The organism is Streptomyces sp. NPDC038200 (genome assembly GCF_055600785.1).
Genome location: NZ_JBVJYH010000008.1, coordinates 229,290 through 254,343, shown reverse-complemented (window position 1 = coordinate 254,343; position 25,054 = coordinate 229,290). Strand labels below are relative to the sequence as shown.

At 71.2% G+C, this 25,054-nt stretch carries 22 protein-coding genes; 12 read left to right on the top strand and 10 right to left on the bottom strand.

The window, feature by feature from the left end; translation table 11 throughout:
* The first annotated feature begins 10 nt into the window (after positions 1-10).
* The 5 genes from ACZ7KF_RS19410 to ACZ7KF_RS19390 all read left to right on the top strand — a co-directional run bounded on the left by ACZ7KF_RS19410 (position 11) and on the right by ACZ7KF_RS19390 (position 5,521).
* Positions 11-1,054, top strand: coding sequence for an agmatine deiminase family protein (locus ACZ7KF_RS19410; protein WP_471076015.1), 1,044 nt, complete (start codon positions 11-13; stop codon positions 1,052-1,054).
* Between the two features lie 85 nt (positions 1,055-1,139).
* Complete coding sequence (locus ACZ7KF_RS19405) at positions 1,140-1,754, top strand: TetR/AcrR family transcriptional regulator (RefSeq protein WP_471076012.1); 615 nt, start codon at positions 1,140-1,142, stop codon at positions 1,752-1,754.
* A 109-nt stretch (positions 1,755-1,863) separates the two neighbouring features.
* Positions 1,864-3,186, top strand: coding sequence for an MFS transporter (locus tag ACZ7KF_RS19400; RefSeq protein WP_471076009.1), 1,323 nt, complete (start codon positions 1,864-1,866; stop codon positions 3,184-3,186).
* A gap of 285 nt (positions 3,187-3,471) precedes the next feature.
* Positions 3,472-5,082 carry a citramalate synthase gene (cimA, locus tag ACZ7KF_RS19395; RefSeq protein WP_471076006.1) on the top strand — a complete coding sequence of 537 codons (1,611 nt, stop codon included), beginning with the start codon at positions 3,472-3,474 and terminating at the stop codon, positions 5,080-5,082.
* A gap of 13 nt (positions 5,083-5,095) precedes the next feature.
* Complete coding sequence (locus ACZ7KF_RS19390) at positions 5,096-5,521, top strand: VOC family protein (protein ID WP_471076003.1); 426 nt, start codon at positions 5,096-5,098, stop codon at positions 5,519-5,521.
* A 21-nt stretch (positions 5,522-5,542) separates the two neighbouring features.
* On the opposite strand, the gene ACZ7KF_RS19385 is transcribed toward ACZ7KF_RS19390, so the two are convergent.
* The 3 genes from ACZ7KF_RS19385 to ACZ7KF_RS19375 all read right to left on the bottom strand — a co-directional run bounded on the left by ACZ7KF_RS19385 (position 5,543) and on the right by ACZ7KF_RS19375 (position 8,219).
* Positions 5,543-6,145 (bottom strand): GOLPH3/VPS74 family protein, encoded by a 603-nt coding sequence (locus tag ACZ7KF_RS19385; RefSeq protein ID WP_471076000.1) that lies wholly within the window; start codon positions 6,143-6,145, stop codon positions 5,543-5,545.
* Positions 6,146-6,221: 76 nt separating this feature from the next.
* Positions 6,222-6,344 (bottom strand): hypothetical protein, encoded by a 123-nt coding sequence (locus ACZ7KF_RS19380; protein ID WP_471075997.1) that lies wholly within the window; start codon positions 6,342-6,344, stop codon positions 6,222-6,224.
* Between the two features lie 9 nt (positions 6,345-6,353).
* Positions 6,354-8,219, bottom strand: a complete 1,866-nt coding sequence (locus ACZ7KF_RS19375) for a ricin-type beta-trefoil lectin domain protein (protein ID WP_471075995.1) — start codon at positions 8,217-8,219, stop codon at positions 6,354-6,356.
* A gap of 125 nt (positions 8,220-8,344) precedes the next feature.
* On the opposite strand from ACZ7KF_RS19375, the gene ACZ7KF_RS19370 reads away from it, so the two are divergent.
* Positions 8,345-11,356, top strand: a complete 3,012-nt coding sequence (locus ACZ7KF_RS19370) for a glycoside hydrolase family 3 protein (protein ID WP_471075992.1) — start codon at positions 8,345-8,347, stop codon at positions 11,354-11,356.
* A 53-nt stretch (positions 11,357-11,409) separates the two neighbouring features.
* On the top strand, positions 11,410-12,786 hold the full coding sequence (locus tag ACZ7KF_RS19365) for a hypothetical protein (RefSeq protein WP_471075989.1): 1,377 nt from the start codon (positions 11,410-11,412) through the stop codon (positions 12,784-12,786).
* A gap of 60 nt (positions 12,787-12,846) precedes the next feature.
* Here the strand turns inward: ACZ7KF_RS19365 and ACZ7KF_RS19360 are convergent, their stop codons facing one another.
* Together ACZ7KF_RS19360 and ACZ7KF_RS19355 are read right to left on the bottom strand one after the other, a co-directional pair.
* The gene (locus tag ACZ7KF_RS19360; RefSeq protein ID WP_471075987.1) at positions 12,847-13,095 is read right to left on the bottom strand and encodes a DUF397 domain-containing protein; all 249 of its coding nucleotides are present in this window, start codon (positions 13,093-13,095) and stop codon (positions 12,847-12,849) included.
* The gene (locus ACZ7KF_RS19355; RefSeq protein WP_471075984.1) at positions 13,092-13,913 is read right to left on the bottom strand and encodes a helix-turn-helix domain-containing protein; all 822 of its coding nucleotides are present in this window, start codon (positions 13,911-13,913) and stop codon (positions 13,092-13,094) included. Before ACZ7KF_RS19355 ends, ACZ7KF_RS19360 begins: the two co-directional genes overlap by 4 nt.
* A gap of 112 nt (positions 13,914-14,025) precedes the next feature.
* On the opposite strand from ACZ7KF_RS19355, the gene ACZ7KF_RS19350 reads away from it, so the two are divergent.
* A complete protein-coding gene (locus ACZ7KF_RS19350) occupies positions 14,026-14,517 on the top strand; it encodes an ATP-binding protein (protein WP_471075981.1) in 492 nt (163 codons plus the stop codon).
* Here ACZ7KF_RS19350 and ACZ7KF_RS19345 read toward each other — a convergent pair.
* Positions 14,504-15,106 (bottom strand): YceI family protein, encoded by a 603-nt coding sequence (locus ACZ7KF_RS19345; protein WP_471075979.1) that lies wholly within the window; start codon positions 15,104-15,106, stop codon positions 14,504-14,506. The two genes, ACZ7KF_RS19350 and ACZ7KF_RS19345, sit on opposite strands and share 14 nt — an antisense overlap.
* Positions 15,107-15,319: 213 nt before the next feature.
* On the opposite strand from ACZ7KF_RS19345, the gene ACZ7KF_RS19340 reads away from it, so the two are divergent.
* The 4 genes from ACZ7KF_RS19340 (at position 15,320) to ACZ7KF_RS19325 (ending at position 20,161) form a co-directional block, all read left to right on the top strand.
* The gene (locus ACZ7KF_RS19340; protein ID WP_471075976.1) at positions 15,320-15,826 is read left to right on the top strand and encodes a hypothetical protein; all 507 of its coding nucleotides are present in this window, start codon (positions 15,320-15,322) and stop codon (positions 15,824-15,826) included.
* A 29-nt stretch (positions 15,827-15,855) separates the two neighbouring features.
* Entirely contained in the window at positions 15,856-18,162 is a 2,307-nt protein-coding gene (locus ACZ7KF_RS19335; RefSeq protein ID WP_471076326.1) for a polysaccharide lyase 8 family protein, read from the top strand.
* A gap of 154 nt (positions 18,163-18,316) precedes the next feature.
* The gene (locus ACZ7KF_RS19330) at positions 18,317-19,912 is read left to right on the top strand and encodes an acyl-CoA carboxylase subunit beta (protein WP_471075973.1); all 1,596 of its coding nucleotides are present in this window, start codon (positions 18,317-18,319) and stop codon (positions 19,910-19,912) included.
* Positions 19,913-19,969: 57 nt separating this feature from the next.
* A complete protein-coding gene (locus tag ACZ7KF_RS19325) occupies positions 19,970-20,161 on the top strand; it encodes an acyl-CoA carboxylase subunit epsilon (RefSeq protein ID WP_059252785.1) in 192 nt (63 codons plus the stop codon).
* A 61-nt stretch (positions 20,162-20,222) separates the two neighbouring features.
* Here ACZ7KF_RS19325 and ACZ7KF_RS19320 read toward each other — a convergent pair whose 3' ends face one another.
* From ACZ7KF_RS19320 to ACZ7KF_RS19305, 4 genes are all read right to left on the bottom strand, one after another.
* Positions 20,223-23,315, bottom strand: a complete 3,093-nt coding sequence (locus ACZ7KF_RS19320) for an NACHT N-terminal Helical domain 1-containing protein (protein ID WP_471075969.1) — start codon at positions 23,313-23,315, stop codon at positions 20,223-20,225.
* 95 nt (positions 23,316-23,410) lie between these two features.
* Entirely contained in the window at positions 23,411-23,992 is a 582-nt protein-coding gene (locus ACZ7KF_RS19315; protein WP_026248371.1) for a GTP-binding protein, read from the bottom strand.
* Positions 23,973-24,542, bottom strand: a complete 570-nt coding sequence (locus ACZ7KF_RS19310; protein WP_471075966.1) for a DUF742 domain-containing protein — start codon at positions 24,540-24,542, stop codon at positions 23,973-23,975. Before ACZ7KF_RS19310 ends, ACZ7KF_RS19315 begins: the two co-directional genes overlap by 20 nt.
* A gap of 94 nt (positions 24,543-24,636) precedes the next feature.
* The gene (locus ACZ7KF_RS19305) at positions 24,637-25,050 is read right to left on the bottom strand and encodes a roadblock/LC7 domain-containing protein (protein WP_004983065.1); all 414 of its coding nucleotides are present in this window, start codon (positions 25,048-25,050) and stop codon (positions 24,637-24,639) included.
* Between the last annotated feature and the right edge of the window lie 4 nt (positions 25,051-25,054).

Below are 25,054 nucleotides of genomic sequence, written 5' to 3'. Positions count from 1 at the left end.
GACCCGCGACATGACCACCCCCGCAGCCGACGGCTTCCGCATGCCCGCCGAGTGGACCCCGCACGAGCGCACCTGGATGGCCTGGCCGGGTCCCAACCCCACCTTCGACGACCCGGACGACCTCGCCGCCTCCCGGACCGCCTGGGCGTCCGTCGCCCGCGCCGTCCGCCGCTTCGAACCGGTGACGGTCGTGTGCGGCCCCGGCCAGTCCGCCGAGGCGCGGGCGCTGCTCGGCCCCGGCATCGACACCGTCGAGCGCGAACTGGACGACGCCTGGATGCGGGACATCGGCCCCACCTTCCTGACCGACGACAAGGGCCGGCTGGCCGCCGTGGACTGGACGTTCAACGGCTGGGGCGCCCAGGACTGGGCCCGCTGGGAGCACGACTCGAAGATCGGCGCGTACGTCTCCGACCTCGCCGGTGCGCAGACGTACGCCTCGAAGCTGGTCAACGAGGGCGGCGCGATCCACGTCGACGGCGAGGGCACCGTGCTGCTCACCGAGACCGTGCAGCTCGGCCCCGAGCGCAACCCGCACTGGTCCAGGGCGGAGGTCGAGGCCGAGATCCACGCCCACCTCGGCACCGGCAAGGCGATCTGGCTGCCGCGCGGCCTGACCGGCGACTACCCGCCCCACGGCTTCGGCACCCTCGGCCATGTCGACATCGTGGCCGCCTTCGCCCGCCCGGGCGTCGTGGTCGCCCACCACCAGCCGGACCCGGCGCACCCCGACCACGAGGTCACCAAGGAGGTCATCGGCCTGCTGAAGTCGGCGACCGACGCCCGGGGCCGGAGGCTGGAGGTCGTCGAGGTGCCCGCCCCGACCGTCCTGGAGGCCGACGGCCACTGGGCCGACTACTCCTACATCAACCACTACCTGTGCAACGGCGGGGTCGTGCTGTGCGGCTTCGACGACCCGCGCGACGAGATCGCCGCCGGCATCTTCCGCCGCCTGTTCCCCGAGCGGACGGTGACCCTGGTGGACGCGCGGGCGATCTTCGCGGGCGGCGGCGGCATCCACTGCATCACCCAGCAGCAGCCGAAGACCCGGTGACGGCCGGCGTCGGGTAGAACATACGGGTGAACGTCCTGGTCTGTGCGACCCACTTCCCGCCCGGCGCCGCAGGGGCGGTGCCCGCATGAGCGGGACCCCGGCCCCCCGCCGCCGTACCCCCGCCCCGCCCCGCGAGGACGTCCTCGCCACGGCCATGGACATGATCGCCGCGCACGGCCTGGAGAAGCTGACCATGGCGGGGCTGGGCCGCGAGGTCGGCATGAGCAGCGGGCACCTGCTGTACTACTTCCGCTCCAAGGACGAACTGCTGCTGCGGACCCTGGAGTGGAGCGAGGGCCGCCTCGGCGCGGAGCGCGGCCGTCTGCTCGCCGGCCCCGGGACCGCCCGCGAGCGCCTGTCCGCCTACGTCGACCTCTACGTTCCCGACGGCCACCGCGACCCGCACTGGACGCTGTGGCTGGAGGTCTGGAACCGCTCGCAGAACGCCGACGACGACGCGAGGGCCCGCCAGGCGGCCATCGAGGGGGCCTGGCACCGCGACCTGGTCGCCCTGATCGCCGAGGGCGTGTCCCGCGGGGAGTTCCGCGGGGTGGACGCGGACCGTTTCGCGGCGCGGTTGCGCGCGCTGCTGGACGGCTTCTCCATCCATGTGGCGATCGGACTGCGCGGGACCGATCGCGCGCAGGTGATAGAGCACGTACGGGAGTTCGTCGAGGAAGGGCTCGCTGCGACGCCCTAGGGGCGGGGGGGGCGCGCGAGCGGCCACGGCGCACCCGCCTCCAGGTTCGGCGGCAAGCCCGACGGCGGCATCGGAATCGTTTCCTCCGTGGGCGGGCATGTACCGGCCCATGGGACGACAACACTGGAAGAAGATCTGGGTCGGCTCGGCGGGAAACATGGTCGAGTGGTTCGACTGGTTCGTGTACGCGAGCTTCGCCACCTACTTCGCCGGCGCGTTCTTCCCGAGCGGCAACCCCACCGCCCAGCTGATGAACACCGCCGGCATCTTCGCCGTCGGTTTCTTCATGCGTCCGGTCGGCGGATGGCTGCTGGGCAGGGTGGGCGACCGCAAGGGCCGCAAGGCGGCGCTCACCCTGACCGTCTCGCTCATGTCGGCGTCCGCGGTCCTCATCGCCGTCGCCCCCACCTACGCCGTCGCCGGCTACGGCGGCGCGCTGGTCCTGCTCGTCGCCCGCCTGCTCCAGGGGCTGTCCGTGGGCGGCGAGTACGCGGCCAGCGCCACCTATCTGACCGAGGCCTCGGACCCGGCCCGGCGCGGCTTCGCCTCCAGCTTCCAGTACGTGTCGATGACCGCCGGTCAGATCGTCGGCCTCGGACTCCAGATCATCCTCCAGCGGACCATGTCCGACAGCGCGCTGCACAGCTACGGCTGGCGCATACCGTTCGTCGTCGGCGCGCTCGGCGCGGCCGTCGTCTTCTATCTGCGCCGCAGCATGCTGGAGACCGAGGTGTACGCGGAGGACACCTCGGGCGCCGAGGAGCGCGGCACCCTGCGCGCGCTGTGGCGGCACAAGCGGGAGGCGTTCCTGGTCGTCGCCCTCACCATGGGCGGCACGGTGGCCTACTACACGTACACCACCTACCTGACCAAGTACCTGTCCAACTCGGCCGGCCTGTCCAAGGAGACGGCCACCCTCGTCTCCTTCACCGCGCTGATCGTGTTCGCCTGCCTCCAGCCGCTCGCGGGCGCCCTCTCCGACCGCATCGGCCGCCGCCCGCTGCTCATCACCTTCGCGGTCGGCTCCACCGTCCTGACCGTCCCGGTCATGACGCTGCTGCGGCACGCCGACGGCTACTGGTCCGCGCTCGGCCTCGCCCTGCTCGCGCTGGTCGTGGTCACCGGCTACACCTCCATCAACGCCTGTGTGAAGGCCGAGCTGTTCCCCACCGGCGTCCGCGCGCTCGGCGTGGCCCTGCCGTACGCCATCGCCAACGCCCTGTTCGGCGGGACCGCCGAATACGTCGCTCTGTGGTTCAAGAAGGGCGGCATCGAGTCCGGCTTCTACTGGTACGTGGCCGCCTGCGCCGCCGTGTCCCTGGTGGTGTACGTCACCATGCGCGAGACGAAGGACCTGGATCTGGCCCGGGTGAAGGCCGGTCAGGAGGCCGGGGCGGGGTCCGGGGAGTCCAGCCTGACGCCCGCATCCTGAGACGGACCGTGAGCCGGGGGCCACGCTGTGCCAGACTGCCCCCGTGCTCTCGTTCGCCATGATTATGGGCAGCAGGCGCGCCGGTCCGCAGTGACCGCCTCGTACGACCAGGTGCGGGTGGCCACCGTCGTCCTCGACCCGCGCGCAGACCTCTCGCACCCGCGAGGGGTTTTTTCGTTTTCCGGCCCACCTTCAGCCGGGAGCGGAGCGCGAGGGAATATTGGGGGGACGGTGGAGCCGGTTATTCCGGTAAGACCGAAGATCCACAACAGGAGCCTTGAGACCATGACCGAGACGGCAACCAGCGAGCTCGACGACTCGTTCCACGTCTTCGACACCACGCTGCGCGACGGCGCGCAGCGCGAGGGAATCAACCTCACCGTCGCGGACAAGCTCGCCATCGCCCGGCACCTGGACGACTTCGGCGTGGGCTTCATCGAGGGCGGCTGGCCGGGCGCCAACCCCCGCGACACCGAGTTCTTCGCCCGCGCCCAGGAGGAGATCGACTTCCGGCACGCCCAGCTGGTCGCCTTCGGCGCCACCCGCCGCGCCGGGGCGAAGGCCGCCGACGACCCCCAGGTCAAGGCCCTGCTGGACTCGGGCGCCCCGGTGATCACCCTGGTCGCCAAGTCGCACGACCGGCATGTGGAGCTGGCGCTGCGCACCACCCTGGACGAGAACCTGGAGATGGTCCGCGACACCGTGTCGTACCTGAAGGAGCAGGGCCGCCGGGTCTTCGTGGACTGCGAGCACTTCTTCGACGGCTACCGCGCCAACCCGGAGTACGCCAAGGCCGTCGTCCGTACGGCGGCGGTGGCCGGCGCCGACGTCGTCGTCCTCTGCGACACCAACGGCGGCATGCTCCCCGCTCAGGTCCAGGCGGTCGTCTCCACCGTCCTCGCCGACACCGGCGCCCGGCTCGGCATCCACGCCCAGGACGACACCGGCTGCGCGGTCGCCAACACCCTGGCCGCCGTGGACGCCGGCGCCACCCATGTGCAGTGCACGGCCAACGGCTACGGCGAGCGCGTCGGCAACGCCAACCTCTTCCCGGTGGTCGCGGCCCTGGAGCTGAAGTACGGCAAGCAGGTGCTCCCCGAGGGCCGGCTGCGCGAGATGACCCGCATCTCCCACGCCATCGCCGAGGTCGTCAACCTGACGCCGTCCACGCACCAGCCGTACGTGGGGGTGTCCGCCTTCGCGCACAAGGCCGGCCTGCACGCCTCCGCCATCAAGGTCGACCCGGACCTGTACCAGCACATCGACCCCGAGCTGGTCGGCAACACCATGCGCATGCTCGTCTCCGACATGGCGGGCCGTGCCTCGGTCGAGCTGAAGGGCAAGGAGCTGGGCATCGACCTGGGCGGCGACCGCGAGCTGGTCGGCCGGGTGGTGGAGCGGGTGAAGGAGCGCGAGCTCGAGGGCTACACCTACGAGGCCGCCGACGCCTCCTTCGAACTCCTCCTGCGCGCCGAGGTCGAGGGCCGCCCGCTGAAGTACTTCGACGTCGAGTCCTGGCGGGCCATCGTCGAGGACCGCCCCGACGGCACCCACGCCAACGAGGCCACGGTCAAGCTGTGGGCCAAGAGCGAGCGGATCGTCGCCACCGCGGAGGGCAACGGCCCGGTGAACGCCCTGGACCGGGCGCTGCGCGTGGCGCTGGAGAAGATCTACCCGCAGCTCGCCAAGCTGGAGCTGGTCGACTACAAGGTCCGCATCCTGGAGGGCAAGCACGGCACGTCCTCCACCACCCGGGTGCTGATCTCCACCTCGGACGGCTCCGGCGAGTGGTCCACGGTCGGGGTGGCCGAGAACGTGATCGCCGCCTCCTGGCAGGCCCTGGAGGACGCCTACACGTACGGCCTGCTCCGGGCGGGCGTGGAGCCGGCCGAGTAGCCACAGTGGAGGGATGACCTCACACGCGAGCGACGCGCTGTCCGGGGCCCGTGTCGCGACCCGGCTGCCCGCGCGGGACCTGGACCGGGCCCGGCGCTTCTACGCCGAGAAGCTGGGCCTGCACCCGGTGGACGAACGGCCCGGCGGGCTGCTGTACCGGTGCGGGGGCGTGGACTTCGTCGTGTTCCGCTCGACGGGGGCCTCGCCCGGCACCTTCACCCAGATGGCCTTCGAGGTGGACGACATCCGGGCGGCCGTGGCGGAGCTGTGCCGCCGCGGCGTGGTCTTCGAGGAGGTCGACGCGCCCGGCCTGCGCACCCGGGACGGCATCGCCGAGATCGAGGGCAACTACCCGAGCAAGGGCGCGCGCGGGGAGTGGGGCGCGTGGTTCCGGGACAGCGAGGGGAACCTGCTGGGCATCGGGCAGCTGATCCTGTGAGGGCCGGCCGGTCCCGTCCGGTCAGGGGGCCCGCCAGATGTTGTCGAAGGCCACGTTCTCGATGCGGCGCCGCTCGCGCACGGCCTCCAGCTCGGTCACCGCGTCGCCGACCGCGACCAGCACGGTGACGACGGCCTCGTCCTCGGGCTCGGGCGCGGCCGGGCGGTCGTCCGGGATGCCCAGGGTGGAGGCGAGCCCCGCCAGCACGGGCTCGTGGGACCACCACCGGTCGGCCGCGCGCCGGCGGGCCGGGGTGTCGGCGCGCGGGTCGTCCCGGTCGCGCAGCGCGAGCCAGTGCCGGCGCTTGCCGGTGAGCTGTCCCTCGGACTCCAGGACGTCCCGGTAGGCGGTGGCCAGCCCCTGTCCGCGCCGCCACAGCCAGTCCTCGACCGTCTCGTACGGCTCCTGACGGACCAGTGCGGCCCCGGCCTCGTCCAGCAGCCGGTCACCCGTGGTCAGCACCGGCCCCGGCACGATCCGCCCGTCCTGAAGTCCGAGCGCCCGGGCGCCGAGGAGGTCGATCACCTCGGCGCCGGCCAGCGCCAGGGACAGGTCGCCCTGCTCGACGGGCTGCTCGCGGGGAATGTCCAGGCTGACGAGGAACAGATCCTGCGGTGTCGTCATGAGGACTCCAGGGTCGCCGGGAGATCGGGAACGGCCGGTCTCCTTCATCGTCCCCCAGCCGCCGGACGGCCGCCGCTCAGCCTGCGTCCCGGGCGGGCCGCTCGCGCACCCCCGTGAGCGGCGGGCCGACGGCGGCGCAGCCGCTGCGCGGCAGCCTCCCGCCGACGATCCCCGCCGTCACGGCCCCCGTGCGTCGCATGGTCCGGCCCTACCGCAGGGTCCACTTCTGGTTGGCGGCCCCGGTGCACGACCAGATCTGGGCCCGGGCCCCGTTCGCCGACGAGTTGTCCGTGACGTCGAGGCACTTGTTCGCCGCCGTGTTCACCACGTCACCCGTGGCCGCGTTGTACGACCACCGTTGGGCACCGGTTCCGTTGCAGTCGTACAGCTGCACCTTGGCGCCGTCGGCCGTCGAGGCGGAGGCCACGTCCAGGCACTTGCCGAGCGCCTGGACGGAGCCGTCGGCCTGGACGGTCCACTGCTGGGCGGTGGAGCCGTTGCAGTCGTAGAGCTGTACCGCCGTCCCGTTGGCGCCCGAACCGCCCGCCACGTCCAGGCACTTGCCGGCGAGGCCGACGAAGGCGCCGGTCCGGGCGCCGCCGCCGGACTGGGTGCCGGACCAGGTGAAGGTGGCCGAGGTCTTCCCGGGCAGCGAGTAGGTGGCGTGCTGGGACCCCCAGTTGACGGTGACCGTCTTCGCCGACGCGGAGTCGTTGTACGCGATCAGCGCCTTGCCGCCGTCGGGGTTGCGCCAGGCCACGTTGGGTACGGCGGTGGACGCGGTGGAGGCGATCCGCTGGGCGCCGGGGCGGACGAACTTGGTCAGGTGGCCCATGGTGTAGTACTCGACGGTGTAGTCCACGGTCCCGCTCGCGCCGTCGCCGTTGTGCACGGTGATCAGGCCGGTGCAGGTGCCGCAGCCGCCGTTGTGCGGGCCCATGTTCTGGTCCACGGCCAGCGACCACTTGGTCACCGACTTCGCCCAGTTGCGGGTGTAGTCGATGATGTTGGACATGTCCTCGCGCTGCTGGTTGGCGATCCAGGTGCCGCCGGAGTGCTCGGTGCCGAAGGCGTCCAGCGCCGGGTACTGGTTGTGCACGGTCGTCTGCTTGGCGATGTCACCGCCGTAGCCGTGCCAGGCGATGCCGCCGAAGTTGGGGTGGTTGCGCACGGCCGGGTCGTTCACGGTCTGGGCGGCGTAGGAGTCGTAGACGTCCCAGTTCCAGTCGTGCGCCAGCACCTTGGTGGCCAGGGCCGCCGACTGGAGCTTGGGCAGCAGCTCGTTCTTGGTGAAGTACGCGAGGCCGTCGGCGTTCCAGCTCATCGACGGGTAACCGGAACAACAGGTCGGCTCGTTCTGCGCGGTGACGTAGGAGACGTTGACGCCCTGGTCCTTGTACCCCTGGAGGTACTTCACGAAGTAGGAGGCGTACGCCCCGTAGTCCTCGGCCTTCAGCCAGCCGCCGTTGAGCGAGCCGCTGTCCTTCATCCAGGCCGGCGCCGTCCATGGCGAGGCCATGACAGTCAGGGACGGGTTCAGTTGAAGCGCCTGCCTGGTGAGCGGGACGACGTCCGCCAGGTCGTGCGCGAGGGAGAACTTCGCCAGCGACGGGTCGGACTGACCGGCCGGCACGTCGTCGTAGGTGTAGCCGTAGCGCGCGAGGTCGGAGGCGCCCATCGGGTTGCGCAGGAAGGACAGGCCGATGCCGTCCGTGGGGGAGAACAGCTTGCGCATGGTCGCGTCCCGGGTCGACGGGGACAGCGCCCCACTGCTGTTCATCAGCCAGGCGGCGGTGTCCGTGAAGGAGGCGCCGCCGCCGGTGAAGGTCTGGTAGCGGGTGTTCTCGTCCACGGTGATGTTCTCGCCGCCGCCGCCCGTCCCGGACTGGAAGGCGAACGGCGTCTGTGCCTGGAGGCCGCGTACGACGTGCCGGCCGGCGGAGTCGTCGGTGGTCGTGAGCCAGGCCGTGACCTGCTCACCGGCCGCGTGCGCGGGGGGCACGGCCACGCTGACACCGGCGGCGGAGAGCAGCCCGGCGAGCAGCAGCCGGACTGTGCGGGGGGTTCTCCTCATGGTGCGTCGCCCTTCCTCTCGGGTCGACAAAAGCTGACGGGTCGTCTTGACGGTTCTGTGCGGCGTTAGTTAACTCACGGCGTGAGCTAAGCCCTGAGTGAACCACGAGAGCCGAGGGAAGGTCCATGCGAAGAACCGCCCTGCTCGCCTCCGCCGCACTCCTCGCCGGTCTGCTGCCCTGGGCGGCGACCGCGCGAGCCGCCGACGAGCCGGCCCCCGTCCCCGTCGACCGCTTCGAGGGCGAGGTGCCCTTCGCCGCCCAGCCCGCCGAGGGAATCTTCACCTGGGGCGGCGACACCGACGACCCGCCCGCGCTCCGCCTCGCCGAGCGCGCCGACGCCCCCGAGGGCGGCAAAGTCCTCGCCGGCGGCTACGACATCAGCGGCTACGGCGGCTTCACCCACGATTTCGCCGCCACCGCGCCCGCCCACGACTGGTCCGCCCACCGGGGCGTCCGATTCTGGTGGGACGGCCGGAACAACGGCAAGAAGATCACCTTCGAGATCAAGGACGGCGGCGCCCACGGCGAGGCGTCCGAGCTGTGGACCACCTCCTTCACCGACGACTTCACCGGCTGGAAGCGGATCGAGCTTCCCTTCACCGACTTCGCCTACCGCACCGACTACCAGCCCGTCGGCGGCATCGACCACGTCCTCGGCCTCAAGGAGATGTGGGGCTACGCCGTCACCCTCCCGACCGGCGGCAAGGGCGACTTCGCCATGGACGACGTCGAGCTGTACGGCACGGCCGACCAGGCACTGCGCGCCTCCGTCACCACCGACGCCCCGGTCGTCCCCGTCAAGGAGGGCCGGACGGCCAAGGTGAAGGTCACCGTGGCCACCACCGGCGAGCAGCCCCTCGCCGACCCGGTGACCGTCACCTGGGCCACGGCGAACGGCACCGCGGCCCCCGGCCAGGACTACACCCCCGCCTCCGGCACCCTCACCTTCCCCGCCGGCACCGCGTCCGGCGCCACCCGCACCATCGCGGTGCCCACCCGCAAGGACCGGGCGGCCGAACCCGCCGAGACCGTCCCCCTGGAACTCACCGTCGCCGGCGCCAAGGCCCCCGCCGAGACCCCGCGGATCGTCATCGACGCGGACGGGCTGCCGTACCTGAACGCCAGACTGCCGGTCCGCAAGCGGGTCGCCGACCTGCTCGGCCGGATGTCCCTGGCGGAGAAGGCCGGCCAGATGACCCAGGCCGAGCGCGGCGCCATGTCCCAGCCGGGCGACATCACCGGCTACGCCCTCGGCTCGCTGCTCTCCGGCGGCGGCTCCACACCCACGCCCAACACCCCCGAGGCGTGGGCGAGGATGATCGACGGCTTCCAGCTCCGCGCACAGGCGACACGCTTCCAGATCCCGCTGATCTACGGCGTCGACGCGGTCCACGGCCACAACAACCTGACCGGCGCCACGCTCATGCCGCACAACATCGGCATCGGCGCCACCCGGGACCCCGCGCTCGCCCGCCGGACCGGCGCGGTGACGGCCGCGGAGGTCCGCGCCACCGGCGTCCCCTGGGACTTCGCGCCCTGCCTGTGCGTGAGCCGCGACGAACGCTGGGGCCGCTCGTACGAGTCCTTCGGTGAGGACCCCGCCCTCGTGGAGTCCATGGAGACCGTGATCCAGGGCCTCCAGGGCCGCGCCGACGGCAAGGACCTGAAGCGCGACGACAAGGTGCTCGCGACGGCCAAGCACTTCGTGGCCGACGGCGGCACCGCGTACGGCTCCTCGACCACCGGGACCTACACCATCGACCAGGGCGTCACCACCGTCACCCGCGAGCAGCTGGAGGACATCCATCTCGCGCCGTACCGCGAGGCCGTCGAGCGGGGCGTCGGCACGGTCATGCCGTCGTACTCCTCCCTCGACCTCGGTGACGGCAAGGGCGCGGTGAAGATGCACGCCCGCGGCGACATGATCAACGGCGTGCTCAAGGACCGGCTGGGCTTCGACGGCTTCGTCATCAGCGACTGGAACGCCATCGACCAGCTCCCCGGCGACTACGCCGCCCACGTCCGCACGTCCGTCAACGCGGGCCTGGACATGATGATGGTCCCCTACGGCTACAAGGACTTCACCGCCACACTCGTCGACGAGGTGAAGGCGGGCCGGATCAGCGAGAAGCGCGTCGACGACGCCGTCGCCCGCATCCTCACCAAGAAGTTCGAGCTGGGCCTCTTCGAGCACCCCTACGCCGACACGAGCGGGGCGGCGCGGATCGGCTCGCGGGAACACCGGGCCGTGGCCCGGCGGGCCGCGGCCGAGTCGCAGGTACTGCTGAAGAACTCCCAGGGCCTGCTGCCGCTGAAGAAGAGCCAGAAGGTGTACGTCGCCGGGTCCAACGCCGACGACATCGGCAACCAGACCGGCGGCTGGACCCTCACCTGGCAGGGCGCCTCCGGGAACACCGTCCCCGGAACGACCGTCCTCCAGGGCCTGCGCCGGGCGGGCGGCGACGTCACCTGGTCCAAGGACGCCTCCGCCCCCACCACCGGCCACGACGTCGGCGTGGTCGTCGTCGGCGAGACCCCGTACGCCGAGGGTGTCGGTGACGTCGGCAACGGCCACTCCCTGTCCCTGTCCGCGGCCGACCGGGCCGCCGTGGACAAGGTCTGCGCGGCCATGAAGTGCGTGGTGCTGATCGTCTCCGGCCGCCCGCAGCTCGTCGGTGACCGGCTGGACGAGATCGACGCCCTGGTCGCCTCCTGGCTGCCCGGCACCGAGGGCGAGGGCGTCGCCGACGTCCTCTACGGCAAGCGCCCCTTCACCGGACAGCTCCCGGTCACCTGGCCCAGGTCCGAGTCCCAGCTGCCGATCAACGTGGGCGACCCCTCGTACGATCCGCAGTTCCCCTACGGCTGGGGTCTGACCACGCTCACCCAGGTCCCGAAGGGCGGAACGGCCACCCTGCGCGACCTCGGCACCCGGGCGGCGGCGGCCGAGCGGCACGGGGACGACCGCACCGGACGCGCGCTGGTGACCAGGGCCCGGCTGCTCGTCCAGCAGAAGACGGCCGGCCACCTCACGGCTGCGGTGGCGAAACCCTTCGCCGACGCCGACCACCTGCTGCTGACCGGCAGATACGGAAAGGCGGTGGAGAAGCTGGCGGCGGCCTACCGCGCGGCCTGATCCCGCAGACCGGACAAATGACCGGATCGGGAGGCTTCGGGTAGTTTCGAGGTATGAAGGCAGTCCCGCGGACCCGAAGCCTCACCGCACTGCTGCTGACCGTCCTGGCCCTGGTGTGGGCGACCACGTTCGCACCCGGGGCGAGGGCGGACACCAGCGTCTCCACCATCGCCCGGGCACTGCGCGACAGCCCGGTCTACGTCGACCCGGCGGCCCGGGACGAGCTGTCCGCGGCGGACGCCGACACGCTCGCCGCACGGATCGAGGACGCCGGCAAACCCCTGTTCGTCACGGTCCTCCCGGCCGGCTACCCCACGGCGGACCTCTTCGCGAAACTGCGCTCCGCCACCGGCATCACCGGTCTCTACGGCATCCGCCTCGGCGACCGCTTCGACGCCCGCGCCGACTCCTCCGTCATGTCGGCGTCGGCCCGGCGGAACCTGGTCACCAGCGTCCAGGGGGAGGACGCCAAGGCCCAGCTGACCGACTTCACCGACCGCGCCCTGGCCAACATGGGCGGCCGCGCCCCGAGGAGCTGGGGCGGCTCGGCCGGGGACGGCGGCGGCGCCTCGACCACCGCTCTGATCACGGCGGGCGCGGTGGTGGTGGCCGGCGGCGCCGGCGCGTACGCCCTGGTCCGCCGCAACCGCCGACGCCGCGAGGAGGAGCAGCGAGCCGCCCTGGACCGGCTGCGGGTGGTCGTGGACGAGGACATCACCGCGTTCGGCGAGGAACTCGACCGCCTGGACTTCCACCCTTCGGAACCGGGCGCCGACGACGCCATGCGCGCCGACTACGAGCGCGCCCTGGACGCCTACGAGACCGCCAAACAGCGCATGGCCGCGGCGGCGAAACCGGAAGGCGTCCGCGCGGTGACCGAGGCGCTGGAGGACGGCCGTTTCTCCCTGGCCCAGCTGGCCGCCCGGCGCGAGCACCGCTCCCTCCCGGAGCGCCGCCCGCCCTGCTTCTTCGACCCCCGGCACGGCCCCTCGGTGAGCGACGCCACCTGGACCCCGCCCGGCGGCGCCCCGCGCCAGGTCCCGGTCTGCGCGGCCGACGCCACCCGGCTGGCCGACGGCCGCGACCCGGTCGTCCGCGAGGTCGACACCGACTACGGCCGCCGCCCCTACTGGGACGCGGGCCCCGCCTACGGCCCCTGGGCCGGCGGCTACTTCGGCGGCGGCCTCCTGCCCGGCCTCCTCGTCGGCACGCTGCTGGGCGGCATGATGGCCACGCCGTCGTACGCCGCCGACTACGGCACCGGCTACGGCGACTTCGGCTCCGGCGGCTACGAGGGCGGCGACGTCTCGGGCACGGACTTCGACCCCGGTGACTTCGGCGGCGGCTTCGACGGCGGGGGCGGCTTCGACGGCGGCGGAGGCGGTGACTTCGGCGGAGGCGGAGGAGGCGACTTCGGCGGCGGCTTCTGACCCCTCCGGCCGACCCGCCGACCCCGTGCCGCGCCAGTGCCCGTCGCTGCCGATACGGCTTCAGCGGGTGATGCCGGAGAGGAACTCGCTCCAGGTGGCGGGGGAGAGGGTGAGAACAGGACCGACGGGAGCCGCCTTGGAGTCACGGACGTGGATGGCGGCGGGGTGGGTGGCTACTTCCACGCAGTCGCCGCCCTCGCTGCCACTGTGGGTGGACTTGCGCCAGGTGTAGGCGAGTTCCAGGCAGTTACCGCCCTCATTGCTGCTGTAGCTCGACTTGAACCATGCGAGTGCTGCTGCGGTGTTCATGACTCTCCTAGCAGTCCGTTCAGCAGGCGCACGCTCTCGTCGGGCGAGAGGGCCTGTGACCGCAGCATTCCATACTTGAGGTGGTAATCGCTGACCTCTTCAGGGTCGTCGACGAGGAAGCTTGCGCGCTGTACCTCCAGGTAGACCAAGCGCTCGTGCTCGGGGGTTTCGAGCAAGGTCATGGGGCCCGCGAGACCGGCGTGGGGCATGCGATCCATGGGCATGATTTGCACGCTCATGTGAATCGGTTCGGTGTAATCCAGAATCTGACGGACCTGTGCTTGCATGACCTCCAGGCCACCTACCTCCCGCCGCAGGACGCTCTCCTCCAGCACGAAGTGACCAACCGGCGGTCGGTCCCGCTGCCAGATCAGCTGACGTTCCATACGGGCGTTCACCCACTGCTCAGCCGTCTCGCTTCCGAGTGCGGGATATCGAGAGTCGAAGGCAGCCAGGCAGTACTCCCGGGTCTGAAGCAACCCCGGCACCATCTGGGTCTCGTACGCGAGGATGCTCACCGCCTCCTGCTCATGATCCACGAGCCCCTGCGCGAACTGCACGATCCGATCCCGCACCGGCAGCCTGGCCACCAGCACCCCTAACGCCCCGCCCGTGTCCAGCAGTTCATCGAACTGCTCCGCCCGATCCGGCTGAAGTGCCAGCCGGCCCTGCTCGATCGACCCCACCGTGTCGACGGCGAGGTTCGCCAGTTCCGCGAACTGTTCCTGCGTGAGACGCGCCTTCTTCCTGAAGTGCGCCACGAGCGCACCGACCGCGTGCCACGAACCGACCTTCTTGGGCCTCATCGCCACGTGCATGGCCGTTCCCTTCCCCCGTACGCACCGCAACCCCTCGTAGTGGGCTCGTAGCAATCACGACTACGACTTCACTCACTGACCCACTGTAGTGACGCACAGTGACACTGGCCGCATGAACGCAGAATCCCAGCATCCCCACACGCGTCAGGCGACCTACCGCCGGGATCGCAGGTCCGTACGGCTCGCCCGGGAATTCGCCCGCCAGGCGCTGGCGGACTGGGGCATCCTCGAGCGCGGCGACGACGTACTGCTCTGCGTGAGCGAACTGGCGACCAACGCCCTGCTCCACGGAGTCCCCGCCGGTCGAGGCTTCGCCCTCCGACTGATCCTGCACGGCGACGGTGTCGTCCGCGTGGAGGTGCACGACAGTGGCCCGGGGGAAGTCCGCATCCCGGACGGGTCGCCGGAATCGGAGCACGGCCGGGGTCTGCTCCTCGTCGCCGCCGTCGCGGACAAGTGGGGCGTGGGGGAGCGGGACCCGGGCAAGATCGTGTGGTGCGAGTTCACGGTGGGGGGTGGCGACGCGGCGAGTCCGCACACCCACCCCCGACCGCAGGCCGCCGTGGCACGCAGGCCGGGCCGTGGGCGGCTCACGCGTTCTTGATCGCCGAGATGTCGAAGACCAGCTTGATCTTGTCGGAGATCAGGACGCCGCCCGTCTCCAGCGCGGCGTTCCAGGTCAGGCCCCACTCGGAACGCAGGAGCACGGCCGTGCCCTCGAAGCCGGCGCGCTCGTTGCCGAACGGGTCCTTCGCGGAGCCGTTGAACTCCAGGTCGATCGAGATCTGCTTGGTGACGCCGAGCAGGGAGAGGTCGCCGGTGATGCGGTAGTCGTCGCCGCCCAGGGCCTCCGCCTTGGTGGAGCGGAACGTCATGGTCGGGAACTCGTCGATCTTGAAGAAGTCCGCGGACTTCAGGTGGCCGTCCCGGTCGGCGTTGCCCGTGTCGATGCTCGCCATCTGGACGTCGAGCGTGGCGGTGGAGCGGCTGGGGTCGGCGCCGTCCAGGTGCAGCGTGCCGCTGAAGTCCTGGAAACCGCCCTTGACGTTGGTGACCATGGCGTGCCGGGCCACGAAGCCGATCGTGGTGTGGGCCGGGTCGATGGTGTAGTCGCCGGTCAGCGCGGCCAGCTCGGGACCGGCGGCCTGTGCGGCGGGGGCGGGGGTGGTGTCCTTGCGGCTGAAGATGCCCATGACGCGCTCCTGGTTGAACGTTAAACGAACTCGTGTCTCCGACAGTAGACCCATCCCGTTTAATTTTCAACATCATCCGTAACGTGTTCCCACGATTTCACAGAGTCACCACGCATGCCCTCTGGCGCGCGCGCGGAACGCTCGGGCACCATCTGCCTGCACCACCTGCACAGCCGACCCACCGGAAGCACGGCCCACCGCAGGAAGGTCCCCATGAAGCCGCTGAAGACCCGCGCGCTCCTCACCGCGCTCGCCCTCGTCGTCGCGCCCGGTGTCGCCGTCCTCGGCACCGCGACCGACGCCTTCGCCGTCACCAAGATCAGCCACGCGACCGCCACCTCGATGTTCCGCCAGGTCGGCATCACCTGGTCGTCCTCCGGCAACTGCTCCGACCGGAACAACTCCACCTGCACGTCCTTCGAGCAGCTCAACCTCGCCACCGCCCAGGGCGCCCAGACCCTCAAGGGCGCCAGCGGATGCGCGCTCAACATCACCGGCGGCACCGAGACCGGCCACGCCTCCGGCACCTACTCGCACTGGAACGGCTACAAGCTCGACTACGGCAAGAACACCTGCGTGACGTCGTACATCAAGAACAACTTCACGTACATCGGCCTCCGCGGCGACGGCGCTCCGCAGTACCAGTCCGGCTCCGGGAACATCTACGCCGACGAGGGCAACCACTGGGACGTCCTCTACTACAACTGCGGCGGCTGCTGAACCGGCGGGGGAGGGCGGTGACCGGCCCCATGGGCATGACCCGACGCGCACTCCTGCTGGCCGCCGCCCTCGCCGCCACGCCCGCGCCCGGCGTACGGGCGGCCGACGACGACCCGTACGACCTGCTGCGCCGCCGCTGGCTCGACCTCGCGCTGGGCACGGGTTACGACCCGGACGCCGAGCCGTACGCCTCCCGGCTCGGCCAACTCGGGCGGCGCGCGGAGGAGTTCAGGGCCGGCATGGCACCCGCCCCCGACTCCCTCTGGCCCGGTCACCCCTTCGACCCGCCGGCCGGCATCACCTTCAGCTACGGCCGCCTGTGGACCATGGCCCAGGCGTACGCGCAGGACGGCACCGGCGTCACCGGCGACCCCGGTCTCCTCGCCGACGTGCTCCGCGGCCTCGACCACCTCTCCGCCACGGTCTACCACCCCGCCACCACCCGCTACGGCAACTGGTGGGAGTGGCAGATCGGCAGCCCCCGGCTGCTCATGGACATCACGGCCGCCCTGTACGCGCACCTCGGCCCGGACCGGATCGCGGCGGCCTGCGCGGCCGTCGACCACTTCCTCCCGGACGCCCTGCTCACCGACTACTCCGGCACCTCCACCGGCGCCAACCGCGTCGACCTGTGCCGCTCGGTCGCCCTGCGCGGCATCCTCGGCCGGGACCCCGGCCGGATCTCCCTCGCCCGGGACGCCCTCTCACCGGTCTTCCCGTACGTCACCCGGGGCGACGGTCTCCATGCCGACGGCTCCTTCGTCCAGCACACCTGGGTCGCCTACTCGGGCACCTACGGCCAGGTACTCCTCGACGGCCTCGGGCGGCTGTTCGCACTCCTCGCCGGCTCGGCCTGGGAGGTGACCGACCCCGCCCGGCAGTACGTCCTCGACAGCGTCGAGCACGCCTACGCGCCCCTCGTCCACGACGGGCTGGTGGCGGACTGCGTCAACGGCCGTGCCATCAGCCGGGGGCACCTGCGCGACGACGACCTGCACGTCATGCGCAGCGACCACTACCACGGCCACGCCCTGATCGCCGCCGTCGCCCTGCTCGCGGCCGGCGCGAGCCCGGCGGAGCGACAGCGGTGGCACGGCCGCGTCAAGGGCTGGATCGAACGGGACACCACCGCACCGGTGCTGACATCACGTCAGTTCGGAGTGGCCGATCTCGCGCGGCTGCACGCCATCGCCGAGTCGCCCGGACCCGCGGCCCCGGAACCCCTCGGTCACCGGCTCTTCCCGGCCATGGACCGCGCCGTCCACCGCGCACCCCGCTTCACCGCAGCCCTCGCCATGGCCAGCGACCGCATCGCCCACTACGAGTGCGGCAACGGCGAGAACCCGCGCGGCTGGCACACCGGCTCCGGCATGCTCTCCTGGTGGCCGCGGGGTCGCGGCGACCAGTACACGGACTGGTACTGGCCCACCGTCGACTGGTACCGGCTGCCCGGCACCACCGTGTCGACCAGACGGCTGGCCGACCGGGCCGGCGGCGAGTGGGGCGCCCCCAAGCCGGACGTCCGCTGGGTCGGCGGCACCACGGACGGCACCCACGCGGCGGTCGGCCAGCACCTGGAGGGCCTCGGCTCCACCCTGCGGGCCCACAAGTCCTGGTTCTTCCTCGCCGACGCCGTCGTCTGCCTGGGCGCCGGGATCACCTGCGCCGACGGCGTCCCGGTGGAGACCGTCGTGGACAACCGCAACCTGGGGGAGAACGGCACGCAGCGCTTCGCCCGCGGCCGGAACTGGGCGCACCTGGCGGAGCACGGCGGATGGATCCTGCCGTGCGGCGGCGAACTGCGCACCCTGCGCGAGGACCGCACCGGCGCCTGGTCCGACATCAACACCGCGAGCGACACCGAGCGGCACACCCGGCGCTGGCAGACCCTCTGGCTCGACCACGGCACCGATCCGGCGGCCGCGCGGTACGTCTACGTCCTGCTGCCCGGCGCCTCCCGCGCGCAGACCGCCGTCCGCGCGGCCGACCCGCACTGGCTCACCGTCCTCGCCAACGACACCGGCCGCCAGGCCGTCACCGTCCCCCGTCTGGGTCTGACCGGAGCCAACTTCTGGCGGGCCGGTACGGTGGGAGACCTGAGCGTCTCGGCCGGCGCGAGCGTGCTCGTCGTCCGCCGGGGCCGAACGGCCACCCTCTGCGTGAGCGAGCCGCCGCGCACCGGAGCCCCCCTGGAGCTGATCTGGAACCACCCGGTGCGCGCGGTGACCCGGGCCGGCGACGGCATCGAGGTCCTCTCGGCGGACCGCCGTCTGAGTCTCCGTGTCACTCCGGGGATGGCATGTTCCACCCACGAATGTGAGGTGGCTCTCAGCTGACGGCTTTGTGGCCTACCTACAAGGAGTCGGCCTCCTGAGCAGTCGGAACGGCTGCATGCCGCCATGGTTCTGTTCACTGGTACCAGGAAAACGGGCCGGAGACTGTACAGAGTCGACGGCTCGCTTTTCTTCGTGTCCTTCGTAAGGTCGCTACATGACCGTTTTGGAAGAGACGACGGGTGAGCCGACCGGCGAGCCGACGGACGCACGCGGACGGGTCGCCGAACTGCACGAGATCCGTGCCCGGGCCGTGGCAGGCCCCAGCGAGAAGGCGACCGAGGCGCAGCACGCCAAGGGCAAGCTGACGGCACGGGAGCGGATCGACCTGCTCCTCGACCCCGGGTCCTTCCAGGAGGTCGAGCAGCTGCGCCGGCACCGGGCCACCGGCTTCGGCCTGGAGGCGAAGAAGCCGTACACCGACGGTGTCATCACCGGCTGGGGCACGGTGGAGGGCCGCACGGTCTTCGTCTACGCCCACGACTTCCGGATCTTCGGTGGCGCGCTCGGCGAGGCCCACGCCACCAAGATCCACAAGATCATGGACATGGCCATCGCGGCGGGTGCGCCCCTGGTCTCCCTGAACGACGGCGCCGGCGCGCGCATCCAGGAGGGCGTCTCCGCCCTCGCCGGCTACGGCGGCATCTTCCAGCGCAACACCAAGGCGTCCGGCGTCATCCCGCAGATCAGCGTGATGCTCGGCCCGTGCGCCGGCGGCGCGGCGTACTCCCCGGCCCTCACGGACTTCGTCTTCATGGTCCGCGAGACCTCCCAGATGTTCATCACGGGCCCGGACGTGGTCAAGGCCGTCACGGGCGAGGAGATCACCCAGAACGGCCTGGGCGGCGCGGACGTCCACGCCGAGACGAGCGGTGTCTGCCACTTCGCGTACGACGACGAGGAGACGTGCATCGCCGAGGTGCGCTATCTCCTGTCCCTGCTCCCGCAGAACAACCGCGAGAACCCGCCGCGGGTGGACTCGGCGGACCCCGTGGAGCGCCGCAGCGACGTCCTGCTGGACCTGGTCCCGGCCGACGGCAACCGGCCGTACGACATGGCCAAGGTCATCGAGGAGATCGTCGACGACGGCGAGTACCTGGAGGTCCACGAGCGCTGGGCGCGCAACATCATCTGCGCCCTGGCCCGCCTCGACGGCCAGGTGGTGGGCATCATCGCCAACCAGCCGCAGGTCCTCGCCGGCGTCCTGGACATCGAAGCGAGCGAAAAAGCTGCGCGCTTTGTCCAGATGTGTGACGCTTTCAATATCCCGATCATCACCCTCCTGGACGTGCCGGGATTCCTCCCCGGTGTCGACCAGGAACACGGCGGAATCATCCGTCACGGCGCGAAGCTGCTGTACGCCTACTGCAACGCGACCGTGCCGAGGATCTCGCTCATCCTGCGCAAGGCGTACGGAGGTGCCTACATCGTCATGGACTCCCAGTCGATCGGTGCCGACCTCACCTACGCGTGGCCGACGAACGAGATCGCCGTGATGGGTGCGGAGGGCGCGGCCAACGTCATCTTCCGCCGGCAGATCGCCGACGCGCAGGACCCCGAGGCCATGCGTCAGAAGATGGTCAAGGAGTACAAGGCCGAGCTGATGCACCCGTACTACGCGGCGGAGCGCGGCCTGGTGGACGACGTGATCGACCCCGCCGAGACCCGCGAGGTGCTGAGCAAGTCCCTGGCGATGCTGCACACCAAGCACGCCGACCTGCCCTCGCGCAAGCACGGCAACCCCCCGCAGTAACCCAGCGGACCCGCCGCGGCAATCCCGCGGACCTCTCTCTCACGGAGACTGACACCCATGAGCACTCCTGACATCCGCGTCGAGAAGGGCCACGCCGAGCCCGAGGAAGTCGCCGCCATCACGGCCATCCTGATGGCCCGCGCCGCGGCCCGCCCGGAGCCCTCGGTCACGCACCGGGCCCGCGCCAAGGCAGGCTGGCGCCGCCTGGAGCGCGAGGGCGGCTTCCGGGCACCGCACAGCTGGCACTGAGTTTTCCGCGCGTCACCGCGGCCCCGCCGCCCCCTTGGGGGAGGGCGGGGCCGCGGTGTGTTCAGCGGACGGTGACGGTGACGCCGGGAAGGTCGGGCGGGGCGACGGGGCCATCGGGAGTCAGGCAGTTCTCCAGCTCCAGCCGCCTCAGCCGGCTCAGGGCGCGCAGGCCGTCGAGTGTGTCGGGCAGGAAACAGTCGAGCAGAGTGAGATCGATCAGCTTGGGATGGACCGGTTCCAACTGCCCGAGGATGTCGAGGACGTAGAAGTTGTAGAGGTTCAGGCCGCGCAGACCGGTCAGTGCGGACAGGGGGGCCAGGTCGGGCAGGTGGCTGGCGGGCCTACCGACGAGGTGCAGATACTCGATGCCCGTGAACGGGGTCACGAAGTCCAGGCTGGTCGCCACCGTGACTCCCGAGAGGGCCAGCCAGTAGAGGTTCGGCGGGACCGGCAGGCCCTCGATGCCGTCCGGGCCGCCGAGCGGCAACTGGAGGAGGCGCAGTTCGGGCAGATCGGTCAGGGCCTCCGGATGACGGACCGCCGCATCGCCGAACAGCTGGAGGTTCTCGAGCCCGGGGTGGGCCTTCAGCAGGGACAGGTCGGCTGTGCCGCGCACGTTGCACGCCAGTTCCTGGAGCGGCGGAAGCTCACCGAGGATGGCCAGGTCCTGTAGTCCGAACATGATCCTCAGCGAGGTCAGTGACCTCAGCCGTACCGTCGCACGCAGCTGGGCCGAGTGCGTGAGCACCACCGAGTGCTGTTCCAGCGGAAGCCCACCCATCACCCGATCGGCGTAAGCATCCGCGTCGAAATACGCCCACGCGTCGATGAGCGCGGCCACCACGTCCCGGCGCCGGTCCTCCGCGTATCCCGCCAGGAGTCCCAGGGCCTCCTGCCCGCCGATCAGCGCCACGGTCCGCACCGTCTGTACCGCCGCCTTGGGCGTCAGGTCGTCCAGCGTTCCGGGCAGTTTCCGCAGCAGGCCCGGGCCGACCGCCGCCAGCCTCGGCGGGTCCGTGTCCCGGCGCGGCGGAAGAAGCTCGGCCACCGCCTCCTCCAGCCGCCCGGCGAGCCCCTCGGAGACCTCCGGGACCGTCTCCTGGCAGGCCGCCGCCAGCAACCGCAGCTTCCTGCCGTACCGGGGTTCGTCTCGCGCCCGGTCCAGGATGCCGCCCAGCAGTTCCTCCCGCTGCGGACGGTTCGCATGGCCCGCCGCCATGATGATCGTCTCCCGCCACAGGTCCAGATGCGCCCGCTCGATCAGGTTGCCGACGCGGTCCTCCTCCGTCGCCTCCTCGGCGGCCAGGTACTCCTGGAACGTCCGGTGGACGAAGTCCAGGCGGCCCTCGGCGGGGGAGCGGAGGACCCCCGAGCGGTCCCGGAGCTGCTCCAGGACCGGCGCGCCGTCCTGTTCCTCCAGATGCCGCATCCCCGTGAGCTTCCTGCCGACGTGCACCGCCGCCTGCTCCAGCCCGATCTCGCTGCGGTTGTTGTCGGACAGCCGCCACGCCAGATCCCGGAGCAGCACCAGCTTGTCGTTCAGGCTCAGCCGGCTGTCCACCGCGCTCGGCACGTTCCGGTCCGCGTCCCGTTCGTGGACCAGTGTGTGCAGGGCGTTGCGGTACAGCTCCATCCGGTCCCGGGGGAGCTGGCTGCCCCGGTTGAGATGCATGGCGCACAGCATCGCCGCCAGCAACGGCGTACCGGCGAGGGACTGCAGATGCGGGCGGTCCTTCAGGCTCGTCAGCAACGACTGCTCGTAGCGGGGGAGTTCCTCCACGGCACACGGCAGGTCGTCGCCCAGCTCCCGTACGGCCTGGTGCCACTGCCGGACGAAGGCCGCCAGGTCGGGCGGCGCCATGCGGTCCAGGTGGAGTGCCGTGAACTCCTCGCGGCGCAGCCAGTCGGCACGTGCCGCCGCGGGGCGGGAGGTGACGACGACCCGCACCGAGCCGTACGCCGTCAGCAGCTTGCGCAGCCACTCCCGTACGCCCCGCCGTTCGCTGTCCAGCAGCTCGTCCACACCGTCGATCAGCAACAGGGCGTTGCCGTCGGCGAGTTGGCGTTCCACCCACGCCCTCGGCATGACCCCGGTGAGCTGTCCGGCCACCGAGTCCAGCATCGCCTCCGGCCTGGGCAGGGCCCGTCCGCTGAACTCGCGCAGCTTCACGAACACCGGTGTCAGGCCGTTCCAGCCGGCCAGCTCGCCGGAGAAGGCGCCCCGCGCCGCCGTGATCGCCAGCCAGCGCAGCAGCGTCGTCTTGCCCGAACCCGCCTCGCCCCGCAGCAGCACGCGCGAGGCTCCGCCGAGGGCCGCCTCCACCCGCATCCCGGCGCTCTCGCTCCCGGGCTCCTCCCAGTCGCTCATGTCAGGACGCAGCACGGGCAGGGAGCGGACCGGGCGGCGCCGGCTGCCGTCGTCACCCGTCGCGCGCAGACTCACGTACGCCACCGACAGCCGCACCTGCGCCCCCGCCCGGTCGGACGTGCGCCGGAACAGCTCCACCTCGTCCAGGGTCGTGCTGACCAGGGCCAGATAGCGCCACCGGAACTCGCCGTCCCGGTCCGTGCCTTCCGGGGCGAACAGGGACCGGTCCGGCAGGCGCTCCAGCACCCGGGCGATCTCCGCGCCCAGCGACGTCGTACGCGTCAGCAGCTCGCTCAGTGCCCGTTCCTCGAAGGCGGGCAACCCCTGCACGATCCGTACGTAGTACTCGACGCACTCCGCGAAGAGCACCTCGAACAGCCGGCTCTCCGCCTCGCCGAACCACTCGGGGGGCGTCACGGCTCCCGTCACCCGGCGCACGATCTCCGCCGGATTCACGTCCGCCGCCAGGGCGACCGTCTCCGGCAGGTCCGCCGCCGCGAAGGTGTCGCACACGCCGTCGATCACGGCCTGCCGGCCGCTCTCCTCCAGGCCGGGGAACTCCCTGTCCAGGAACGGCGCCAGCCGGTCGTACACCGCGTCCGCGATCTCCTCGAACTGCCGCTCCACGCCCCGCTGGAACCGCAGCCCCGACACCCGCGACCGGATCAGCTCCGCCAGGTCCGTCCGGCGTTCCCGCTCGCGCGGCGTCCCTCCGAGCCACCTCCGGGCCGCGGCCGTCGCCACGGTCGTCCCCAGCTGTAACGCGGCCGCCTCCGCACCGCTCATCGCATCCCCCTCTCCGCGGTGACCAGTCTGGCACCGGGGTACGACAAAGGGGCCCTCTCCCGGCGGGAAGGGCCCCTTCGTGAAGCGGGGAGCGGCTAGCGCAGGCGCGCCATCAGGGCGTGCTCCACCAGCGTGATCAGGGCACTCTTGGCGTCCGCGCGGTGGCGGGCGTCCGTGGTGATGATCGGGGTGTCCGGGCCGATCTGCAGCGCCTCGCGCACCTCGTCCGGGTTGTACGGCTGGTTGCCGTCGAAGCCGTTGAGGGCGATGACGAAGGGCAGGCCGCTGTTCTCGAAGTAGTCGACGGCGGGGAAGCAGTCGGCGAGGCGGCGGGTGTCGACGAGGACGATCGCGCCGATGGCGCCGCGGACCAGGTCGTCCCACATGAACCAGAAGCGGTCCTGGCCGGGGGTGCCGAACAGGTACAGGATGAGGTCCTGGTCCAGGGTGATACGGCCGAAGTCCATGGCCACCGTGGTGGTGGTCTTGTCCCCGGTGTGGGTGAGGTCGTCGATGCCGGCCGAAGCGGACGTCATGACGGCCTCTGTGCGCAGCGGGTTGATCTCCGAGACGGCGCCGACGAACGTGGTCTTGCCCACGCCGAAGCCGCCCGCCACCACGATCTTCGCGGAGGTGGTGGAGCGGGAAGGACCGCCGCTAGAGCTTGCGAAGTCCACTGAGCACCCTTTCGAGCAGTGTCACGTCTGGCTGGCCACCGGCGTTCTCGTCGCCGCCGGGCTGATGGATGGCGACCAGGCCCGCCTCCGCCAAGTCGGCGACGAGAATCCTGGCCACGCCGAGGGGGATCGTCAGCAGGGCCGAGACCTCGGCCACCGACTTGATCTCCCGGCACAGGTTGCAGATCCGCTGATGCTCGGGCAGCTGGCCCTGCATCTGGTGCGGAGCGGCGGTGGTGTGCACCAGTGCCTCGATGGCGAGCTGGTAGCGCGGGCGGGTCCGGCCGCCGGTCATGGCGTACGGACGCACCAAGGGGTTGTTGTTCGCCGTGGCCGGAGCCGGCTCGGGGCGGCGCTGCGGCTGGACCGGCTGGATGCGCGGGGCCTGCGGCTGGTCGTACGGCGACGGGCCGGGACCCTGCGGTGCGTACGGCTGCCGGTGGCTGGGGGCGGAGGGGAAGTTGTACCGGTTCGCCGAACCGTCGCCCTGGCCCTGGGCAGGGCCGTACGACCAGTTGCCCGAAGACGAACCGCCTGGGGGTGTTGCCACTTTCTCCTCCTCCGACTGCGCCGGGCACCCATCCCTGTGGAGCCGCGTCCCGAAACCTTACGGCCCCGGGACACGAATACGCACCGTCCGATTACTAGTTGAGAAGGCTTCCCTGGAGCTCCGCACGGAGATCCGGGGTCAGGACCGTGCCCGCGCGGTCCACCAGAAGGGCCATCTCGTACCCGATGAGGCCGATGTCCGCCTCCGGGTGCGCCAGGACCGCGAGCGACGAACCGTCGGAGATGGACATGATGAAGAGGAATCCTCGCTCCATCTCCACAACCGTCTGGTTCACGCTGCCGCCCTCGAAGATGCGCGAGGCACCGGCGGTCAGCGAGGTCAGACCGGAGGCGACGGCCGCGAGCTGGTCGGCGCGGTCGCGGGGAAACCCTTCGGACATCGCCAGAAGGAGTCCGTCGGCGGAGACCACCACCGTGTGGGACACCCCCGGGGTGTTGTCCACGAAGTTGGTGATCAACCAGTTCAGGTTCTGTGCCGCCTGGCTCATCGGG

Bases quoted from the DNA above. Each gene is read 5' to 3' on its own strand.
- ACZ7KF_RS19370 (WP_471075992.1), top strand. From the start codon at position 8,345: ATGCGAAGAACCGCCCTGCTCGCCTCCGCCGCACTCCTCGCCGGTCTG.
- ACZ7KF_RS19320 (WP_471075969.1), bottom strand. From the start codon at position 23,315: ATGAGCGGTGCGGAGGCGGCCGCGTTACAGCTGGGGACGACCGTGGCG.
- ACZ7KF_RS19390 (WP_471076003.1), top strand. From the start codon at position 5,096: ATGACCTCACACGCGAGCGACGCGCTGTCCGGGGCCCGTGTCGCGACC.
- ACZ7KF_RS19385 (WP_471076000.1), bottom strand. From the start codon at position 6,145: ATGACGACACCGCAGGATCTGTTCCTCGTCAGCCTGGACATTCCCCGC.
- ACZ7KF_RS19350 (WP_471075981.1), top strand. From the start codon at position 14,026: ATGAACGCAGAATCCCAGCATCCCCACACGCGTCAGGCGACCTACCGC.
- ACZ7KF_RS19325 (WP_059252785.1), top strand. From the start codon at position 19,970: ATGAGCACTCCTGACATCCGCGTCGAGAAGGGCCACGCCGAGCCCGAG.
- ACZ7KF_RS19405 (WP_471076012.1), top strand. From the start codon at position 1,140: ATGAGCGGGACCCCGGCCCCCCGCCGCCGTACCCCCGCCCCGCCCCGC.
- cimA (WP_471076006.1), top strand. From the start codon at position 3,472: ATGACCGAGACGGCAACCAGCGAGCTCGACGACTCGTTCCACGTCTTC.
- ACZ7KF_RS19410 (WP_471076015.1), top strand. From the start codon at position 11: ATGACCACCCCCGCAGCCGACGGCTTCCGCATGCCCGCCGAGTGGACC.
- ACZ7KF_RS19330 (WP_471075973.1), top strand. From the start codon at position 18,317: ATGACCGTTTTGGAAGAGACGACGGGTGAGCCGACCGGCGAGCCGACG.
- ACZ7KF_RS19345 (WP_471075979.1), bottom strand. From the start codon at position 15,106: ATGGGCATCTTCAGCCGCAAGGACACCACCCCCGCCCCCGCCGCACAG.
- ACZ7KF_RS19375 (WP_471075995.1), bottom strand. From the start codon at position 8,219: ATGAGGAGAACCCCCCGCACAGTCCGGCTGCTGCTCGCCGGGCTGCTC.
- ACZ7KF_RS19335 (WP_471076326.1), top strand. From the start codon at position 15,856: ATGGGCATGACCCGACGCGCACTCCTGCTGGCCGCCGCCCTCGCCGCC.
- ACZ7KF_RS19400 (WP_471076009.1), top strand. From the start codon at position 1,864: ATGGGACGACAACACTGGAAGAAGATCTGGGTCGGCTCGGCGGGAAAC.
- ACZ7KF_RS19340 (WP_471075976.1), top strand. From the start codon at position 15,320: ATGAAGCCGCTGAAGACCCGCGCGCTCCTCACCGCGCTCGCCCTCGTC.
- ACZ7KF_RS19355 (WP_471075984.1), bottom strand. From the start codon at position 13,913: ATGCACGTGGCGATGAGGCCCAAGAAGGTCGGTTCGTGGCACGCGGTC.
- ACZ7KF_RS19305 (WP_004983065.1), bottom strand. From the start codon at position 25,050: ATGAGCCAGGCGGCACAGAACCTGAACTGGTTGATCACCAACTTCGTG.
- ACZ7KF_RS19380 (WP_471075997.1), bottom strand. From the start codon at position 6,344: ATGCGACGCACGGGGGCCGTGACGGCGGGGATCGTCGGCGGGAGGCTG.
- ACZ7KF_RS19360 (WP_471075987.1), bottom strand. From the start codon at position 13,095: ATGAACACCGCAGCAGCACTCGCATGGTTCAAGTCGAGCTACAGCAGC.
- ACZ7KF_RS19365 (WP_471075989.1), top strand. From the start codon at position 11,410: ATGAAGGCAGTCCCGCGGACCCGAAGCCTCACCGCACTGCTGCTGACC.